Source organism: Bradyrhizobium sp. Leo114 (assembly GCF_055229415.2).
Window position 1 is genome coordinate 1 of sequence record NZ_JBUYEN020000085.1, and the last position, 17,710, is coordinate 17,710.

Annotated in this window: 18 protein-coding genes and 2 pseudogenes; 15 read left to right on the forward strand and 5 right to left on the reverse strand. The window is 63.5% G+C overall.

Annotation, left to right across the window (positions count from 1 at the left end; all coding sequences use genetic code 11):
- The first annotated feature begins 104 nt into the window (after window positions 1-104).
- Both ACZIRK_RS42500 and ACZIRK_RS42505 read left to right on the forward strand, forming a co-directional pair.
- Window positions 105-1,138: pseudogene (locus tag ACZIRK_RS42500) on the forward strand (tyrosine-type recombinase/integrase).
- Window positions 1,139-1,438: 300 nt separating this feature from the next.
- Window positions 1,439-2,200: pseudogene (locus ACZIRK_RS42505) on the forward strand (IS5 family transposase).
- Between the two features lie 148 nt (window positions 2,201-2,348).
- On the opposite strand, the gene ACZIRK_RS42510 reads toward ACZIRK_RS42505, so the two are convergent.
- The 5 genes from ACZIRK_RS42510 to repA all read right to left on the reverse strand — a co-directional run bounded on the left by ACZIRK_RS42510 (window position 2,349) and on the right by repA (window position 6,607).
- Window positions 2,349-2,675 (reverse strand): type II toxin-antitoxin system PemK/MazF family toxin, encoded by a 327-nt coding sequence (locus tag ACZIRK_RS42510; RefSeq protein WP_130230294.1) that lies wholly within the window; start codon window positions 2,673-2,675, stop codon window positions 2,349-2,351.
- Window positions 2,672-2,896: an antitoxin MazE-like protein gene (locus tag ACZIRK_RS42515; RefSeq protein ID WP_028152591.1), complete on the reverse strand. Its 225-nt coding sequence runs from the start codon at window positions 2,894-2,896 to the stop codon at window positions 2,672-2,674. The genes ACZIRK_RS42510 and ACZIRK_RS42515 overlap by 4 nt, the downstream gene beginning before the upstream one ends.
- A 66-nt stretch (window positions 2,897-2,962) precedes the next feature.
- Entirely contained in the window at window positions 2,963-4,177 is a 1,215-nt protein-coding gene (repC, locus tag ACZIRK_RS42520; RefSeq protein WP_130230292.1) for a plasmid replication protein RepC, read from the reverse strand.
- A gap of 214 nt (window positions 4,178-4,391) precedes the next feature.
- Entirely contained in the window at window positions 4,392-5,408 is a 1,017-nt protein-coding gene (gene repB, locus ACZIRK_RS42525; protein WP_130230290.1) for a plasmid partitioning protein RepB, read from the reverse strand.
- Window positions 5,408-6,607 (reverse strand): plasmid partitioning protein RepA, encoded by a 1,200-nt coding sequence (repA, locus tag ACZIRK_RS42530; protein ID WP_245475097.1) that lies wholly within the window; start codon window positions 6,605-6,607, stop codon window positions 5,408-5,410. Before repA ends, repB begins: the two co-directional genes overlap by 1 nt.
- A 445-nt stretch (window positions 6,608-7,052) precedes the next feature.
- Between repA and traI the strand changes: the two genes are divergently transcribed.
- The 13 genes from traI to ACZIRK_RS42595 form a co-directional block, all read left to right on the forward strand.
- Complete coding sequence (gene traI / locus ACZIRK_RS42535; protein ID WP_130230286.1) at window positions 7,053-7,664, forward strand: acyl-homoserine-lactone synthase; 612 nt, start codon at window positions 7,053-7,055, stop codon at window positions 7,662-7,664.
- A gap of 15 nt (window positions 7,665-7,679) precedes the next feature.
- Window positions 7,680-8,648 (forward strand): P-type conjugative transfer ATPase TrbB, encoded by a 969-nt coding sequence (trbB, locus tag ACZIRK_RS42540; RefSeq protein WP_130230284.1) that lies wholly within the window; start codon window positions 7,680-7,682, stop codon window positions 8,646-8,648.
- Window positions 8,638-9,027: a TrbC/VirB2 family protein gene (locus ACZIRK_RS42545; RefSeq protein WP_130230282.1), complete on the forward strand. Its 390-nt coding sequence runs from the start codon at window positions 8,638-8,640 to the stop codon at window positions 9,025-9,027. Before trbB ends, ACZIRK_RS42545 begins: the two co-directional genes overlap by 11 nt.
- Window positions 9,020-9,319: a conjugal transfer protein TrbD gene (locus ACZIRK_RS42550; protein WP_130230280.1), complete on the forward strand. Its 300-nt coding sequence runs from the start codon at window positions 9,020-9,022 to the stop codon at window positions 9,317-9,319. The genes ACZIRK_RS42545 and ACZIRK_RS42550 overlap by 8 nt, the downstream gene beginning before the upstream one ends.
- Window positions 9,320-9,328: 9 nt before the next feature.
- Entirely contained in the window at window positions 9,329-11,779 is a 2,451-nt protein-coding gene (locus ACZIRK_RS42555; protein ID WP_130230278.1) for a conjugal transfer protein TrbE, read from the forward strand.
- Window positions 11,772-12,569, forward strand: a complete 798-nt coding sequence (gene trbJ, locus ACZIRK_RS42560; protein ID WP_245475096.1) for a P-type conjugative transfer protein TrbJ — start codon at window positions 11,772-11,774, stop codon at window positions 12,567-12,569. Before ACZIRK_RS42555 ends, trbJ begins: the two co-directional genes overlap by 8 nt.
- Window positions 12,563-12,778, forward strand: coding sequence for an entry exclusion protein TrbK (gene trbK, locus ACZIRK_RS42565; protein WP_130230274.1), 216 nt, complete (start codon window positions 12,563-12,565; stop codon window positions 12,776-12,778). The genes trbJ and trbK overlap by 7 nt, the downstream gene beginning before the upstream one ends.
- On the forward strand, window positions 12,772-13,959 hold the full coding sequence (gene trbL / locus ACZIRK_RS42570) for a P-type conjugative transfer protein TrbL (protein ID WP_463702910.1): 1,188 nt from the start codon (window positions 12,772-12,774) through the stop codon (window positions 13,957-13,959). Before trbK ends, trbL begins: the two co-directional genes overlap by 7 nt.
- 14 nt (window positions 13,960-13,973) lie before the next feature.
- Entirely contained in the window at window positions 13,974-14,636 is a 663-nt protein-coding gene (gene trbF, locus ACZIRK_RS42575) for a conjugal transfer protein TrbF (protein ID WP_130231673.1), read from the forward strand.
- Window positions 14,637-14,653: 17 nt separating this feature from the next.
- Complete coding sequence (gene trbG / locus ACZIRK_RS42580; protein WP_130231671.1) at window positions 14,654-15,478, forward strand: P-type conjugative transfer protein TrbG; 825 nt, start codon at window positions 14,654-14,656, stop codon at window positions 15,476-15,478.
- A 4-nt stretch (window positions 15,479-15,482) separates the two neighbouring features.
- Complete coding sequence (gene trbH / locus ACZIRK_RS42585; RefSeq protein WP_130231669.1) at window positions 15,483-15,959, forward strand: conjugal transfer protein TrbH; 477 nt, start codon at window positions 15,483-15,485, stop codon at window positions 15,957-15,959.
- The gene (gene trbI / locus ACZIRK_RS42590) at window positions 15,956-17,242 is read left to right on the forward strand and encodes an IncP-type conjugal transfer protein TrbI (RefSeq protein WP_130231667.1); all 1,287 of its coding nucleotides are present in this window, start codon (window positions 15,956-15,958) and stop codon (window positions 17,240-17,242) included. Before trbH ends, trbI begins: the two co-directional genes overlap by 4 nt.
- A 267-nt stretch (window positions 17,243-17,509) precedes the next feature.
- Window positions 17,510-17,710, forward strand: a 201-nt coding sequence (locus tag ACZIRK_RS42595; RefSeq protein WP_463703011.1) for a helix-turn-helix domain-containing protein, incomplete at its 3' end; no start/stop codon positions are given.

Below are 17,710 nucleotides of genomic sequence, written 5' to 3' on the forward strand. Positions count from 1 at the left end.
CCGCCGCGCCTGTCGGTGGATAACAACGAGCGATAATGTTGCCTTATCGTTCGTTTTTCTCTTATATAGAGGAATGCCCGATCTCGCCGCCGAGACCTTCGAAAATGGTGCGCCAGAGCGCTCGAAGCCGCCTGAGAGCCCCGGCTCCAGCCGTCGATCGTTCCGCCGTCGAAACGTCGGCCGAGATCGGCGGCGGCCTCCCCGCCCCGCTTCCGGCCGCGGACTCCGGCCTGCCGGCGCATCTCGAACGGCTCGCCGAGCGCGCCCGCGACTATGTCGGGGCGGCAAGCTCGGCCAACACGCGCCGGGCTTATGCCTCCGACTGGAAGCACTTTTCCGGCTGGTGCCGGCGCCAGGGCCTCGAGGTGCTACCGCCCTCCCCCCAGACGGTCGGGCTTTACATCACCGCCTACGCTTCGGGCGCCGCGACGGCTGATCGCCAGGCCAATTCCGTCGCGACGATCGAGCGCAGGCTCTCAGCGCTGACCTGGAACTATGCGCAGCGCGGGACGCCGCTCGCCCGCATGGACCGGCACATCGCGACCGTGCTCGCCGGCATCCGCAACACCCACGCCGCCCCGCCCCGGCAGAAGGAAGCCGTGCTGCCGGAAGACATCATCGCCATGCTCGAGACCCTCAATCGCGGCACCTTGCGAGGCCTCAGGGATCGCGCCATGCTGCTGGTCGGCTTCGCCGGCGGTCTGCGGCGCTCGGAAATCGTCGGCCTGGATTGCGGCCGCGACCAGACCGGGGACGGCCGCGGCTGGGTCGAGATCGGCCGCGGCTCGTCCGACGCCACCTGCCCGATCGTCGCCCTGCAGATCTGGCTGAAGCTGGCCCGGATCGGCCACGGGCCGCTGTTTCGCCGAGTGCGCGACCAAGGCAAGGATGTCGGGCCGGACCGGCTGGCCGATCAGCAGGTCGCCCGGCTGGTCAAACGCGCGGCGATCTGCCGGAAGGCGAGCGGGAGACGAAGTTCGCCGGGCATTCCCTCCGTGCCGGCCTCGCCTCCTCAGCGGAGGTCGACGAGCGCTACGTGCAGAAGCAGTTGGGCCATGCCAGCGCCGAGCTGACCCGCCGTTATCAGCGGCGCCGCGACCGCTTCCGCGTCAATCTGACGAAGGCGGCGGGGCTCTGAGGCCGCTTCCCGCTGATTAGAACCGATATGCCCAATCGCGCATTCCGATAAACATGATGCGCCACGACTGGTCGATAAGTTTGTACCACGCGTAGCAACAGTGATCGAGGATGTCGTTGTAGGATTTGCACACGCGGTTCGAAAGCCAGTTGTCACGAAGGAACTGCCAGACGTTCAAAAGTCAGAATCAACTCGACGTGCAGACTCCACACAGTTCGAGAGAACGGCTAGGCCGTGTGGACTCTTGGGATTCTCAAATCAGATTGAACGTGATTCAAGGCTTTCTTTTAGGAGGAAGCCTTGGGCGTCAAGGATCGGCTGGTTCTAAGCGATGCGCAATGGGATCGAATATCCGGCTTGATCATCGGCCGGCCGGACCAGCGCGGTTCGACGGGGCGCGATAACTCGGATGTTCGTCGAGGGCGTTTTGTGGATTGTGCGCACCGGCTCGCCGTGGCGCGATCTGCCTGAAGCGTTCGGCGACTGGAATAGCGTGTTCCGGCGCTTCAGCCGATGGAGCGCCAAAGGGGTCTGGCTGCGCATGATCGAGGCGCTGGCGGATGATCCGGACTTTGAATACCTGATCGTCGATTCCACCATCGTCCGCGCCCACCCGCACGCCAGCGGCGCAAAAGGGGGGCTCAAAATCAGGCCATCGGTCGATCGCGCGGCGGCCTGACGACTAAGATCCATATGGCCGTCCGCGGCTTGGGCTGTCCGGTCCGTTTCTTCCTGACGGCAGGCCAAGCCGGCGATGCCCCACAAGCCCAGCCCCTCGTCGAGGGCCTTGCGGCCGAGTTCGTCATGGCGGATGCGGCCTACGATTCCGACGCGTTCAGAGCCGCCATCGCCGCAAAGGGCGCACAGGCCGTCATTCCAAACAATCCTTCGCGGACCAAGAAATATCCGCTCAACAAGCCCCTTTACGCCGAGCGTCACCTCGTCGAATGCTGCTTCTCAAAACTGAAGCAGTTCAGGCGTGTCGCCACGCGCTACGAAAAGACCGCGCGAAACTACTTCGCCGTCGTCGCCATTGCCGCCACTCTGCTCTGGATAAGGTAACTGTCCACACGGCCTAGTCGCCGAGCGTACGGCGCTGATCAACCAGTTGCGCTCCATTCTTTTGGAGCGTGGATTGGCGGCCTGCCAAGGCTCAGTCTTCCAGTCGACGATGATATTCATCGGGCCTCCCTTCTTTGTTGCTGTCCAATCAGTCGGCGAGCCCGATCATCACGGACAGCATGTTGTTCAGCGCCAGCATATCGGCGCCTGACAGATGGCCTATCACCGGGCCGCATTTGGCACGCGGATAGGCCAGAACCTTGTCGACCATGACCTGTGAGACGAGTTTGAGACCGTTCGAGGCCGTCGGCTCGATGGTGAGCCGATATAGCGGGGCATCGGCGATCGTGCCGGTGAGCAAGACCACGAGCACGCTGTCCGCCGCATTGAGCACATCGGACTGGATGACGACCGCCGGACGGGGCTTGCCGTAGTCGCCCTGTGCCGAAACCGTGACGAGATCCCCTCTCCTCACGATTCAGGCCATTCAGTCGCGGCGGCAATGAAATCCAGCGCCTCCGCTTCCTCGGGCCGGCCGCGCAGCAGCAATCCCTGCCGCCTGGCTTCGGCGGCAAATTCCGGCTTGTGGGGATCAGGCACCCAGATACGCAGCTGCTTCATGCCGCGATGCTGCTGCTGCTGGCGGTAGCGCTGAAACTTGGTCAGGCCGTCATCGGTGTGCTTGGGCCGCGCCATATGAGATCTCCATCAGTTGCGCGCTACTTTACTATAAAGGTTGGCGCTACCAAACCGTTCCATGAATTAGGCCCGCGTTTTCGTTTTCTTCAGCCGGGCATTCATCTGCGCCATCAGGATCGGCCCGAGCGAGAACTCCCCTGCCCCGGCTTTCGCCGTCAGGCCGCGCAGATAGCCGCCGGCGGAATTGATGGTGGCGCTCCGCTCGAGGATGCAAGCGACAACGATCGCGGCCTGGACCTCACCCATAACGCACTGCGCCTCCTCCCAAGCGCTGGGACTGATCCCGAGCATCGGCCGGACCACAGCGGCCGTCGCCAGGAAATCGCGCCAATTCGAAATCTGGCCGTCCTTGGCGTAATCGGCCAGGTCGCCACACGCCTGCAGTACCATTCCTAAGGGATAGCTCCCCTCCCCTCCCCTCGGCGCTTGTTGGTCTGGCGACGGCCTAGCCGCCCTGCCTTTTTTGAAGGCTGGTTCAAGATCAATAAAGGAGTTTGGATTTGAATTCTGTTTGTGCGGCTCAGAATGGGCCTCATTGGAGTCCAGATTCGACGTTTTGACGTGTGATTTCAGCAGATCAAGCACGTCGTCGGCAAGTTGAGAAAGCGTATCGGCGGCCTCCTCCAGCTGCTCAAGTGTTGGCGAGCGTGGAATTCCGTCCACGATCGCCCGGAATCCGACGTGAATCCTGGGCCAGTCGGCGGGTACGCTCTCCTCAATGCCGGAGGCGATCATCTTGGCGATGTCGCGCCGGCATAGCGTGATGCGCTCGCGGGCCAGCTTCACGGCCCTGATCTCGGCCGCGATCTCCTCGGCTAGGCGCTCGATCTCATCGGAACGGGCAACCAACGGCGAGATGTCGAAGCCGAAGGCGCGATCGATCTCCCCTGCCATATCCTTTCTGGCATAGCGCTTGCCGTTCGGTGAGTCCCGGCGAACGATCAGGCCAGCATCGACCAGGGCCGCCAGATGACGTTTCAACGTTGAGATCGGCATGCCATGGGCTCGCAGAGACAACTGGACGTTCGACGGGAAGACGATCAGATCGTCCTCTCCGGTGAGCGCCGTCTCCGGATGGAAAGTCAGCAGCGCATTCAGGACCGCCAGTGAACGTTCGGAGACACCGAGTTTCGGCCTGGCCGTGCAGAGAGCCTGGAAGATCTTCCATTTGTGGACGACCTTTTCGGGCGGCCGCGAAGTCGCGACGATCTGCGTTGCCACATGGGTAAGCGTCAACGGTCGCCGCCCAAAGGGCGTCGTTGGGGCACGTGTCTGCATTTGTTGTCAGGCAAAAGAAATTTGCTCGCCGAATCGACGCCTAGGACTCTTGACAGCGATTCGCGGAAGGTGTTTTCTCAAATCCGCCAAGATTGATGAGAAAGGGCTTCCGGGGCTTCGCTTCGGGGGCCTTTTCTTTTGCGGCTGCTCCTTGGTTCTGGGTTGATCGTTACGCGGTTAGGGACGCAAACTGGGGGTTGCCAGATGCCAACTCCTACTGGCCGTCGAGCCAATCGTCGTAGAGAGACGCCATCCGGCTTTCGAGCCACTCACCGAACGGGCGGCCATCCTTACGCGAAGACCCATCATTCTTGGGGATCTTCACGGTCATATCGCCAGACGGCGACCGCTTAACGAGTGCGAACTCGGATCCATTGCGACCCGCGATCGGAGAAAAGTCCGCAGCTGCGGACTTTTTCGTTTCCCTCCTGGAAGCCGCAGCGAAAACGGCATTGAAGCGCTCATCGCTACCGAGTCTCAGAAACTCAGTGTCGCCGAGAAGTCTGCGGCAAACCTTCATATTCGACGGGATGGTCTCCGCCAGAGTGGCCCATCTTGGCCGCCCAACAGAAGGGGCGGGGCCGATCGCGATGATGACATCTTCGGGAATCATCGAAGCAACCTCGATCATTTTGTAGACCGTCGATTTGCTGGCCGAGATGGCAGAAACGAGACGTTCGCCCTTGAGGCCGCGATCTTTCAGTCGCCGAGCAAACAGGCACTTCTCGATGAAAGAGGTGTTGTTACGCTCGTTGTTCTCCTGCCCCTGAGCGACCAGGGCCTCTTCCTCGCCAATGTCCGTGACGACGGCTTTCAGGGGTCGGCCGAGAGCTTTAACAGCCGCCACGCGCCGATGGCCGAAGACCGTGAGATAGCGGCCTGGTGCTGACGGGTTCGGCCGGAGCAGGGCAGGGACCCTCTGGCCGCTTTCGGCGATGCTAGCTCGCAGCGACTCGTTCTCGTCAGATGCCGGATCGTCGAGGCGATCGCGAATAGGCGAGGGGTCTATGAGAGCCGGATCGATCTCGACGACATTGACGCCAGATTGCAGCTGCTTGTTGAGATCGCTAACCGTCTCCTGGAGCCGGCGCGTTTCTTCAGCCGAATTCTCCAGGATGCCGCTTAAGGTGCTAAGAGGCCCGGCCCGCTGGACGGGTTGCTTAACCTGCTGCGTACTCGAATCTGATTGACCGCCCGCCGGGATAACGTTGGAGAAGATGTTCTTCCTCATCAGCGTCCCCAAGCTCGATGGATGAGTTGCTCGATCTCGCTGTTGACCGCGTTGACGGTCTCAAGAGCGCGATCGTAGGTGGCGCGGACAAACTGATTACGCTCGACCTCGTAGATTGTCTGGCTGGTCAACCCAGCATCCGAAATGGCCGTCGATTTGTAGGTCGGATGGTTGAGAATGTGCTCGCCGAAGACGGTCCGCATAAACCCGGCCATCTGATTTTGAGGCCCGTCGGCTGACTCGAAACGCGTCAGAAGATAGCGCAGCCAATGGTAATTCGGCTCAGCCCCGGTGTTGCTCGCGATCACATCCAGCAGGTCGCCGAGCATGGTCAGGAACTGAGACATCGACATCACGTCAAGCATCTGGGGATGAACGGTGATCAGAACCGATGTGGCGGCGAACAGTGCGCCGAAGGTGAGATATCCAAGCTGGGGAGGGCAGTCGATGATGACGAGATCGTAATCGTCGTCCACCTCACTGATGGCGTTCTGGATACGAGCGAAGATTGATGCCGCAGGCAAATGCCGCTCATGGAGTATCCGCGGCGTCGCATGCTCGTATTCCATCAGCTCGAGACCGGCCGGGACCAGATCGAGCCCTGGAATGTAGGTCTTGCGGATGATCTCGCGGATGCTGCGCGCCTCACTGTCGTAGCGGATGGCGCCGTAGATGGTGTGATCGGGCTCGACATCGACCTCCGGCGCGACGCCGAACATTGTTGTCAAACTGGCTTGCGGATCGAGGTCGATGACCAGCACACGATAGCCATGCAGGGCCAAGTACTGCGAGAGATTGGCGGCCGTGGTTGTCTTGGCCGAGCCGCCCTTGAAATTCAGAATCGAAATGATCTGGAGCGCCTCGCCATCCCGTCGCCCAGGGAGATATTTCTCCGAGGAACGTGGTTTGGCGCCCAGGGTTTTACGAAGAGTCTGGATGTCTTCCAGCGTGTAGGTGCGGCGGGACTGCCCCTTGCTGGTCAAGTCCTCACCGTATGCGATCGCCGTCTGACGGAGCCAGCTTTCCGTCACCCTCAAGAGAGCCGCCACTTCGGAGGGAGACATTTTGCGGAAAGCCTTCGCGGCCGTCGGCGGAAAGCTCTTCAGGCGGTGCTCGGTCAGATTCCGGGAAAGCGCTGTCCCTTGCTCTTTTATGAGACTGCGGACCTGCGTTCCCTCTGTATCGATGCTGGCTGTCACTTGCGCTTTCCAGACGAACTGCGGATGATTTGCGTCATTAAAGGTTTTCTGCCGATTCCACAGAGTCGCGCAAGGACTATTTTTGCAAGTTGTCGCCTCGAAGCTCCGATTTTGGCCAATCAATGAGAACGGGCGTGACCCGTGGGGCACGATCGCCGGGCTTCTGGCACCTCCGCACGCGGATCGCATCGGCGCGTTGAACGCATTTATTGCATTCCAATCAATAGCATAACTGCGCGCTTCATTGAGAATGCGGCCCTGCCGGGGCTCATGGTTTTATGAGGGGCGCCAGCGCTCGCTATTCACGATCCCACGACCGCTTTCAGGCTTTGTCGATGCCGACCCACCCGGGCATGGAGAACCCCGCTCATAATTTCATTAGTCGCGCCGGCCCCGCGATGGTGGCTTTTAGCCCTTCGAACCCGACAGATTCGGAGCAACACGCATGCGGGCCATCGCCGTTCCACCCAAAACTGACAGTCACTCGGCTGTCCTTCTCGATTCGATGCATAGACTTCGCGCCCGCGTCTTCCGCGAGCGCCTGAACGTCGTGGTCAGGGACGGGCACGAGGCCGATCAGTTCGACCCCTGCCGGCCGACCTACATCCTGGCGCTATCCGACCGAAACGAGGTCGCGGGCTGCGCCCGATTGCTTTCCACGACAGGGCCGACGCTGCTGTCCGTGCGCTTTCCCGAGTTGATCGCGTCGGGCCTGCCTCACGCCGCCATGATCGAAAGCTCGCGCTTCTGCGTCGACACGTCGATGGAGACGGGGAGGGCAGGGCAGGCGCTTCATGACGCCACCTGGACCATGTTCGCGGCGATCATCGAATGGTCGATGGCGAACGGCTATTCCGAACTCGTCACCGTGACCGCCGCCCGCATCGAGCTAATCCTGCGCCGCGCGGGCTGGCCGATGGCGCGGATCGAAGAGCCCAAGCCGATCGGCAACACGGCGGCCATCGTCGGCCTGCTGCGGACGGACCGGGCGAGCTTCGAGCACGTGCGGCCGAACGACTCCGCCTCGTCGATCTATCCGCTCCCGCAAGCGGCTTAAAGGGAGCCCGTCGCGATGACGCAATTGCGCTCTCATCCGCGCCTGATCCGCAAGCTGCAGGAAGCCCTGGGCGACCAGCTCTGCGTCGCCCTCGAGGACGCAAGCGTGGTGGAGATCATGCTCAATCCGGACGGCAAGCTGTTCATCGAACGGCTCGGCCACGGCATGGCGGCGACCGGAGAGATGACCGCGGCCGCCGCGGAGATCGTCATCGGCAGCGTGGCGCATGCGCTCAATTCCGAAGCCGATGACGAGCAGCCGATCATCTCCGGCGAATTGCCGATTGGCGGCCACAGGTTCGAGGGGTTGCTGCCCCCGATTGTCAAGGCGCCGGCCTTCACGATCCGCCGGCGCGCGTCGCGGCTGATTCTGCTTGCCGACTATGTGAAGAACCGGGTGATGACGGAGCGCCAGGCCGACATCATTCGTAACGCCGTCGCCTCGCGCCTCAACATCGTCATTTCCGGGGGCACCGGGTCGGGCAAGACGACGCTGGCGAACGCCGTCATCGCGGAGATCGCCGAGACAGCGCCTGACGACCGCATCCTGATCCTGGAGGACACGGCCGAGATCCAGTGCCCGGCCGAAAACGTAGTCGCGTTGCACACCAGCGACACCGTCGACATGGCCCGGCTTCTCAAGAGCACCATGCGGCTCAGGCCCGATCGCATCGTCGTGGGCGAGGTCCGCGACGGCGCCGCGCTTACGCTGCTCAAAGCCTGGAACACAGGCCATCCCGGTGGCGTAGCCACCGTTCATGCGAACACCGCCGAGTCGGCCCTGCGCCGGCTCGAGCAGCTCATCGCCGAAGCGAGCCAGCAGCCGATGCGTGAGGTAATCGGCGAAGCCGTCGACCTGATCGTCTCGATCGAGCGGACCACGAGGGGCCGCGTCCTGCGCGACATCCTCCACGTCGAGGGCTTCGTCAACGGCCGCTACCAGACCGAATCCTATTGCCCAAAGGAGGAAACCAATGTCGCCTGACCGCCTTGCCGCCCGCATCGCGCTGGGGCTCGCGCTCGGCCTGCTGATCACTCATCCCGCGCTTGCCTCCTCGGGCGGCAGCCTGCCTTGGGAAAGTCCGCTTGAGCAGATCCAGAAATCCATCACCGGCCCGGTCGCCGGCTTCATCGCACTCGCGGCCGTGGCGGTCGCCGGCGGCATGCTGATCTTTGGCGGCGAGCTGAACGATTTCGCGCGGCGGCTGATGTACATCGTACTCGTCGCCGGCATCCTGCTTGGTTCGACCCAGATCGTCGCCCTGTTCGGTTCCACCGGCGCTTCGATCGGCACCGTCGCAACCGACACAACGGCCACCCCTGTCTCACCCGGCATCCGGGCAGGGGAGGGGGCTCATGGCTGAAGCCGGCTCCGCTCTCGCCCGCTCGCGTATCCACCGCGCGCTCTCGCGTCCCAATCTGCTGATGGGCGCCGACCGCGAGCTCGTGCTGTTGACGGGCCTCGCGGCCGTCATCCTGATTTTCGTGGTGCTCACCTGGTATGCGGCACTGCTCGGCGTCACGATCTGGACCTTCACTGTCGGCCTGCTGCGGATGATGGCGAAGGCCGATCCGGCGATGCGGCGCGTCTATCTTCGCCATGTCGGCTACCGCCAGCACTATCGCCCGACCTCTTCGCCTTGGCGGCGCTTCTGAGGATCGAGCATGGTTGCGCTGCGTTCCTTCCGCCATTCCGGGCCGTCCTTCGCCGACCTCGTGCCCTACGCGGGACTGGTCGATGACGGCATCGCCCTCCTTAAGGACGGCTCGCTGATGGCCGGCTGGTATTTTGCCGGGCCGGATTCGGAGAGCTCGACCGACGCCGAGCGCAACGATGTGTCCCGGCAGATCAATGCCATCCTGGCCCGCCTCGGCTCGGGCTGGATGATCCAGGTCGAGGCGCTGCGCATTCCGGCCACCGACTATCCCGCCCGCAAGGACGGGCATTTCCCCGACGCGGTCACGCGCGCGATCGACGAGGAGCGGCGCGGGCATTTCGAACGGGAGAAAGGGCACTACGAAAGCCGGCATGCCCTGATCCTGACCTGGCGCCCGCCAGAGCGGCGCAAGTCGGGCCTCGCCAAGTACGCCTACTCCGACAAGGACAGCCGTTCGGCGAGCTTCGCCGACACGGCGCTCCGCAACTTCAGGACCTCGATTCGCGAGATCGAGCAATATCTGTCGAACCTGCTGTCGATCCAGCGCATGCGGACGCGCGAGACCGTGGAACACGGCGGGACGCGCATCGCGCGCTATGACGAGCTCTTCCAGTTCGTGCGCTTCTGCGTCACCGGAGAGAACCATCCGGTCCGCCTGCCCGAGATCCCGATGTATCTCGATTGGCTCGTCACCGCCGAATATCAGCACGGGCTGACGCCGATGGTCGACGGCCGTTACGTCGGCGTGGTGGCGATTGACGGACTGCCGGCGGAAAGCTGGCCGGGCATCCTCAATGTGCTCGACCAGATGCCGCTGACCTATCGCTGGTCGTCGCGCTTCATGTTCCTCGACCAGATCGAAGCGCGCGAACGGCTCGAGCGCACCCGCAAGAAGTGGCAGCAGAAGGTCCGGCCCTTCTTCGACCAGCTGTTCCAGACCCAGTCGCGTTCGGTCGACCAGGACGCCATGGCCATGGTCGCCGAGACACAGGATGCAATCGCCGAAGCGGCATCGCAGCTCGTCGCCTATGGCTACTACACCCCGGTCATCGTGCTGCAGGATCACGATGCCGAACGGCTACGCGAAAAGTGCGAGGGCATTCGCCGTGTCGTCCAGGCCGAGGGTTTTGGCGCCCGCATCGAGACGCTGAACGCCACGGAGGCCTTCCTCGGATCGCTGCCCGGCAACTGGTATGCGAACATCCGCGAGCCGCTGATCCATACCCGCAACCTCGCCGACCTTCTGCCGCTCAATTCTGTCTGGTCGGGTAGCCCAGTCGCGCCATGCCCGTTCTATCCGGAGGGTTCACCACCGCTGATGCAGGTGGCGTCGGGCTCGACCCCGTTCCGGCTGAACCTTCACACCGACGATGTCGGTCACAGCCTGATCTTCGGCCCGACCGGCTCCGGCAAATCGACCCTTCTGGCGCTGATCGCCGCGCAATTCCGCCGCTACAGCGGCGCGCAGATCTTCGCCTTCGACAAGGGCCCATCGTTGATGCCGCTGACGCTCGCGGCTGGCGGCGATCACTATGAGATTGGCGGGGCAGGGGAGGGGCCTCAGCTTGCCTTCTGCCCGCTCGCCGAACTTGCCACCGACGCCGACCGCGCCTGGGCGTCAGAGTGGATCGAGACGCTCGTGGCGCTGCAGGGCGTCAGCGTCACGCCGGATCATCGCAACGCCATCTCGCGCCAGGTCGCCCTCATGGCGGGGGCGCCGGGACGCTCGCTCTCCGACCTCGTCTCGGGCGTGCAGATGCGCGAGATCAAGGACGCGCTGCACCACTATACGGTCGACGGCCCGATGGGGCATCTGCTCGATGCCGAGCGCGACGGGCTGGTGCTCGGCGGTTTCCAGACCTTCGAGATCGAGGAGCTGATGAACATGGGCGAGCGCAGCCTCGTGCCCGTGCTCACTTATCTGTTCCGGAGGATCGAGAAGCGGCTGACCGGCGCTCCGAGCCTTATCCTGCTCGACGAGGCCTGGCTGATGCTGGGCCATCCCGTCTTCCGCGACAAAATCCGCGAATGGCTGAAGGTGCTGCGCAAGGCCAATTGCGCCGTGGTGCTCGCCACGCAGTCGATCTCGGACGCCGAGCGTTCCGGCATCATCGACGTGCTGAAGGAATCCTGCCCGACCAAAATCTGCCTGCCGAACGGCGCGGCGCGTGAGCCGGGAACGCGCGAGTTCTACGAACGCCTCGGCTTCAACGAGCGCCAGGTCGAGATCGTCTCCAACGCGATCCCGAAGCGCGAATATTACGTCACCTCCCCCGCCGGACGTCGCCTCTTCGACATGGCGCTGGGTCCGGTCGCGCTCGCCTTCGTCGGCGCCTCCGGCCGGGACGATCTCAAACGCATCACGGAACTCAAGACAGCGCACGGCCGCACCTGGCCGGCGTACTGGCTCCAGACAAGGGGGATCGCTCATGCCGAGGCGCTACTCGCACATGACTAGATTGGAATTCCTGCGCGGCGCGGCGACCGCCGCCTTCGCCATTCCGTTCTTGGCGAGATCCGCCTTCGCTGGCGGCGGCGCCCTCAGTGGCGGCGCGACCGAGTGGACGCAGATGCTCAACAACAGCGAACTCGTTTCGCTGGTCGGCAAATCGGCCGAGCAGGTGAACAACCAGATCAAGCAGATCACCCAGCTCGCCGAGCAGATTCAGAACCAGCTGAAGATCTACAGCAACATGCTGCAGAACACCGCGCAGTTGTCGAACCATATCTGGGGGCAGGTCCAGAGCGATCTCAACCAGCTCAGGAACATCGTTAGCCAGGGGCAGGGCATCGCCTTCTCGATGGGCAATATCGACGATGTGCTGAAGCAGCGCTTCCAGAGCTACGCCGACTTCAAGACCAGTCTGCCGAACAATGCCAGCTTCTCGTCGACCTATCAGACGTGGTCCTCGACCAACCGCGACACGATCGGCGGCACGCTGCGCGCCGCGAGCCTCACCGCCGATCAGTTATCGAGCGAGGAGGCGACCATGTCGCAGCTCCGCACGATGTCGGAAGGCGCCGACGGTCAGATGAAGGCGCTGCAGGTCAGCCACCAGATCGCGACCCAGCAGGTCGCCCAGATGCAGAAGCTGCGCGGGCTCGTCTCCCAGCAGATGACGATGATGGCGACCTGGTATCAGTCGGAACAGGCCGAGAAGGACCTCGCACAAGCGCGCCGGGAGGAGTTCTTCAAGTCGACGGCGCCCTCGATGTCGGGCGGACAGGAGATGCGTCCGAGATGGTGAAACCTCCCGCTCTGGTCGTCATCATTTGCACATGCGCGGCGGCCGCCATCGGTCTCTGGCTTTCCCTGCGCACGCCGACGACCCCGGCCGCAACCGATCCGGCGCCGGCTCCGCACGCGAGCGATGACCGCAAGCGCGCGAAGGACTTTTTCGGCGCGCCGCAAAAGTACGACATGACCAACGGACAGGAGATACGTCCGCGATGGTGACGGCCTCCTTTCTCACCCGTCCTTCGACGGTGCTCGTCATTGCCGTCGCAGCCACCGTCTTTCTTTGCGCCGTCGACCCGGCAATCGCCGCCGCGGATGGCGGCGTGCTGACGACGGTCGAGAACCAGGTGGTCACGGCCGCGAAGGGTTGGGAAAAAACTGTCACGGATGCCGCAAAATCGCTGTTCTGGATTCTCGCCGGCATCGAGGTCGGCATCGCCGCGGTCTGGCTCGCGATCCAGGCCGCGACGATCGAGGCCTGGTTCGCCGAGCTCGTGCGCCGGATCATGTTCATCGGCTTCTTCGCCTTCGTCCTCACGGAGGGGCCGAGTTTCGCCAAGGCCGTGGTCGACAGCCTGTTCCAGATCGGCGGCGGCAGCGGCTCGGCTTCGCCGGCGAACGTCTTCAATGCCGGCCTGACGGTCGCCTCCGCCATGTCGCAGAAGATCTCCTTCGGCGTGTTTCAGGACAACGCGCTGGCGCTCTCGGCCTCACTCGCCATGATCGTCAGCGTCATCGCCTTCTCGCTGGTGGCGGCGATCTTCCTCGCCGTTCTCGTCGAGATGTATGTCGGCCTTCTCGCCGGCATGATCATGCTCGGCCTCGGCGGCTCATCCTTCACCAAGGACTTTGCGATCCGCTACCTCGTCTACGCCTTCTCGGTCGGCATGAAGCTCATGTCGCTCGTGATGATCGCCAAGATCGGTTCCGACGTACTGATCGGCCTCGCCCAGGATACGTCGGTCGGCAACCAGTACCAGACCGCGCTCGCCATCGCCGGCATCGCGGTCGTCGTCTTCATCCTCGCGATGTACGTGCCGGCCATCGTCCAGGGCGTGGTTCAAGGCGCTTCGGTCAGCGGCGGCATGGAGGTGATCCGGCACGGCGCGCAGGCCGCGAGTTTCGCGGCCGGAGGCACTGCCCTCGCGATGGGCGGGGCCAACGCTGGCGCAGCGGCCTTCTCGGCGGCGCGCGCGAGCGGTTCATCTGTCGGCGGCGCCGCAATGGCCGGATTGCGCGGCGCCGCGTCGGCCGGAGGCGCGCTCGCCTCGGCCGCCCGCGACAAGGCGATCGGTGCGCCCGGCGCCTATGCCGGATCGCTGCTCGGGCTCGCCAATGCGAAGCTCGAGAAAGGCGGCAACGGTACGCCGACCCCTTCGCCCCAAAAATATGACAATTGACGGAAGAAACACGTTTGGCCTCCCCCAGCAGTCCCGAAAATCCCTATATCGCCGCGCGGCGGGAATGGACCGAGCGCTACGGCTCCTATGTGAAGGCCGCCAGCGCCTGGCGCATCGTCGGCATTGCAAGCCTCGGCCTCGCGTTCATGAGCACGAGCTATGCGCTCTATCAGAGCACGCAGGTCAAGCTCGTTCCCTATATCGTTGAAGTTGATAAGCTCGGTTCTTCGGTGAGCGCGGGGTTTCCGGCGCGGATCGAATATGCCGATCCTCGCGTGGTGCGCGCCACGCTTGCGGGCTTCATCACCAACTTCCGATCGGTGACGCCGGACACGGTGGTGCAGAAGCAATATATCGACCGCGTCTACGCCATGCTGCGCACGACGGACCCCGCGACCGAAAAGGTCAACGCCTGGTTCCGCTCGAGCTCGCCGTTCGACAAGGCCAAGACCGCAACGGTCGCGATCGAGGTCAATAATGTCGTGCCGCTGTCGCCGCAGTCCTTCCAGATCGACTGGACCGAATACGAGCGCGACCGCAAGGGCAAGGAAGTGGCGACCCGGCGCTTCCGGGGCGTGGCCAGCGTCGTGCTGATCCCGCCGCAGGACGAGGCGGTGATCCGGCTCAACCCGATCGGCCTCTACCTCAAGGATTTCGACTGGACCGCACAGATCTGAAAGGCGCGCCCTTAACTATGACTGCGACAAGACCAAGCTTCCAGGCCGCCCTTCTGATCGCGACCGCCCTCGTTTCCGTCACCGGCCTTCACAGCGCCGATGCCCAAAGCCTCAACCGGAAGGAAGCCAAGGGCATGGACATTTCCGGCCAGTGGCGCGGCCGGACCGGGCTCGTGACACGGGGCGCCGATGGCAAGGTGATCTTCCTCTATGGCGAGGTGCAGCCCTCCGTGGTCTGCTCGCCGCTGCAGGTCTGCGATATCGAACTGCAGGGTGGCGAGGTGGTGCGCGACGTCCTCGTCGGCGACACCGTGCGCTGGAAGGTTGAGCCCGCGACCTCCGGCGCGACGGGCGGCCAGGCAATCCACCTCATCGTCAAGCCGACCGAGCCCGGCCTCGTCACCTCCATAGTGGTGACGACGTCGCGACGGACCTATCACATCCAGCTCAAGTCGCACCCGACCCAGTACATGGCGCGCGTCGGCTTCGACTATCCCGAGGACGTCTCCTCGCGCCTTGCCGACGTCAACGCCCGGATCGAGGCGGGCGGCGCCGGCGTGCCGGCGGAGCAGCTGAACTTCAGCTATGCGGTCTCCGGCAGCGCGGGCTGGCGGCCGACCCAAGTCTATAGCGACGGCACGAAGACCTACATCCAGTTCCCGGAATCCGTCGCCTCGCAGGACGCCCCCGTCCTGTTCGTGGTCTCAGGCGGCCAGAACCGCATCGTCAACTACCGGATGAAGAGCAACATCATGATCGTCGACTATGCGGTCGACAAGGCGATCCTCCTCTCCGGCGTCGGCTGGAGCCAGGAGAAGATCACCATCCAGAGGGGAGGGTGACGGCATGGCCAGCCACTTCTTCACCAGCTGCCGCAGGGCGCGCGCGGCCGCCTTCCTCCTCACGGCCGCCCTTCTTTCCGGATGCGCGACATTCGGCACCGACGGGCTTGTCCCAAGCACCGCGCCGGCCGAACTCTCGACGCCTGCCGCCTCCGCCGTCGCCGGCGATCTCGTCCCGCGCCTCGCCGAACAAATCGGCCAGGGAAAGGCGACCTTCGTCCTGAAGCCCGATGGCTCCGCCTTCGGTTCGGCGTTGGAGACCTCTCTCAGGGGCTGGGGTTATGCCGTCACGACCGATCAGGAGACCAAGGATCCAAAAGCGATCCGGCTCGCCTATGTGCTCGCCTCCATGGACGGGCAGACGCTCGCTCGTCTCACGACCGGCTCGATCGAGATCGGCCGCGTCTATTCCGCGACCGCGACGGGGGCGCTGCCGGCAAGCCCGGTCTCGGTGATGAAGCGGGGAGGGGAGGGGGCATGACGCAATCTCTGCAACTCGGCGGCGGGACGGGCGCGCCGAAAGACATCCGCCGTCTCAACCGCCTGCCGATCATCGCCGCGGCCGTGCTCGGCATCGTGTTCCTCGCAGTGATCTTCTACGGGCTGACCTCGAGGGGACTCGCATTCCGCTCAACGCCTGACACGGGTTCGACCGGCGGCGCGCCCGCCACGACCTTCGCCGATCAGATGAAGCGAGGCGTTGCCGACGGCATCATCGGCGACGGCCAGCAGCCTCCGCCCGCGGCGCCGACGCCCGAGCCGAAACCTGCGCCGCAAAACCCCTTCGTCCCGCCACAGCTTGCCGTCGCAGAGCCGAGGGGCGGCGCACTCGAATCCGAAGAAGCCTGGCGGGCGCGTCTGGCCCGCGATGGACAGGAACAGCTCCTCCGGGAGCGCCAGCGCCAGAGAATGGCGCGTCTGCAGGCGAGCAACATCGCGCTGGATTCGCCGCTCGCCATCGACACGCAGAAGATCAAGGCGACGTCGGCGGCCACGTCGCCGGCGAAACCGGGCGCGATGACACCGACCTCATCCTCGCCGACCGACCTCTACAGCCTCGCGCTTCTGACCGGGCTCAACGGCCAGAACCTCTATCCCAACGGGCAAGCGAAGAAGGAGAATTTTTTCAACTCCGACCTCGCCAAGCTCGGCTATCTGCCGAACCAGGTCGTTCCCCCGCGCTCCTACTATGAGCTCAAGCGCGGCTCCGTCATCCCGGCGACGCTGATCACCGGCATCAACTCCGATCTGCCGGGCCGCATTACCGCCCAGGTCAGCCAGAACGTCTACGACAGTGCGACCGGCCACCGCCTGCTTATTCCTCAGGGAACAAAGCTGATGGGCCGCTACGACAGCAAGATCTCCTTCGGCCAGAGCCGCGTCCTCGTCATCTGGACCGACATCATTTTCCCGAACGGTTCGACCGTCCAGATCGGCGGCATGGCCGGAACGGACGCGGAAGGCTATGGCGGCTTCACCGACCAGGTCGACAACCACTACTTCAAGACCTTCGGCTCCGCGATCCTGCTCGCGATCATCGGCACGGGCATAGATATGGCGGTCCCGCAGAGCTCGACGCTCGCGACGCAGCAGACCGCGTCGGACGCCGCACGACGGAATTTTGCGGAAACCTTCGGCCGTGTTGCGGAGCGCACCATCAACAAGAACCTCGACGTGCAGCCGGCGCTGGAGATTCGCCCCGGTTATCAGTTCAACGTCCTTGTCGATCAGGACATTGTGTTCCCTGGCGCTTATCGGGGCTGATCACACGTAATGCGACTGAAGCCGCCATCTATCGCGATGCTCGATCCACCAGTTTCATGCAATCCGGCCTCTAAATTTTCGCATTTGTTGCGCCAAGTATAAATAACAAGCTACGCCAGACTGCATTAGACGCGAGGAGAGCGGAACGACACCTATGCACCAACATCATAACGACGAAAACAGAAGCTTCGCCGGGTTGGCGAGTCAACTTACTCATAGGTCAGAAAGATAGGCGACATTGTTGCGGCGTTGGTGTATGCTATCGGCATGAAACGCGACGGCCGACAACTTGACCATCGAACCCTGGAAGAAATCCGCATGATGGCGTTGGAGCGAGTGCGCGAAGGTGAAAAGCCGAGCGCCGTCGTCGAGAGCTATGGATTTCACCGCAGCGTGATTTACCGCTGGATGAGAACGGTGAAAGGTCGTGGGAAGGGCCTGCGGGCGCTGGCGTCGCGCAAAGGAACG

What these genes read in the sequence shown, in the direction of transcription:
- ACZIRK_RS42515 (WP_028152591.1), bottom strand. Translation starts at nt 2,896, where the DNA reads ATGGCGCGGCCCAAGCACACCGATGACGGCCTGACCAAGTTTCAGCGC.
- repC (WP_130230292.1), bottom strand. Translation starts at nt 4,177, where the DNA reads ATGCAGACACGTGCCCCAACGACGCCCTTTGGGCGGCGACCGTTGACG.
- repB (WP_130230290.1), bottom strand. Translation starts at nt 5,408, where the DNA reads ATGAGGAAGAACATCTTCTCCAACGTTATCCCGGCGGGCGGTCAATCA.
- traI (WP_130230286.1), top strand. Translation starts at nt 7,053, where the DNA reads ATGCGGGCCATCGCCGTTCCACCCAAAACTGACAGTCACTCGGCTGTC.
- trbB (WP_130230284.1), top strand. Translation starts at nt 7,680, where the DNA reads ATGACGCAATTGCGCTCTCATCCGCGCCTGATCCGCAAGCTGCAGGAA.
- ACZIRK_RS42545 (WP_130230282.1), top strand. Translation starts at nt 8,638, where the DNA reads ATGTCGCCTGACCGCCTTGCCGCCCGCATCGCGCTGGGGCTCGCGCTC.
- ACZIRK_RS42550 (WP_130230280.1), top strand. Translation starts at nt 9,020, where the DNA reads ATGGCTGAAGCCGGCTCCGCTCTCGCCCGCTCGCGTATCCACCGCGCG.
- ACZIRK_RS42555 (WP_130230278.1), top strand. Translation starts at nt 9,329, where the DNA reads ATGGTTGCGCTGCGTTCCTTCCGCCATTCCGGGCCGTCCTTCGCCGAC.
- trbJ (WP_245475096.1), top strand. Translation starts at nt 11,772, where the DNA reads ATGACTAGATTGGAATTCCTGCGCGGCGCGGCGACCGCCGCCTTCGCC.
- trbK (WP_130230274.1), top strand. Translation starts at nt 12,563, where the DNA reads ATGGTGAAACCTCCCGCTCTGGTCGTCATCATTTGCACATGCGCGGCG.
- trbL (WP_463702910.1), top strand. Translation starts at nt 12,772, where the DNA reads ATGGTGACGGCCTCCTTTCTCACCCGTCCTTCGACGGTGCTCGTCATT.
- trbG (WP_130231671.1), top strand. Translation starts at nt 14,654, where the DNA reads ATGACTGCGACAAGACCAAGCTTCCAGGCCGCCCTTCTGATCGCGACC.
- trbH (WP_130231669.1), top strand. Translation starts at nt 15,483, where the DNA reads ATGGCCAGCCACTTCTTCACCAGCTGCCGCAGGGCGCGCGCGGCCGCC.
- trbI (WP_130231667.1), top strand. Translation starts at nt 15,956, where the DNA reads ATGACGCAATCTCTGCAACTCGGCGGCGGGACGGGCGCGCCGAAAGAC.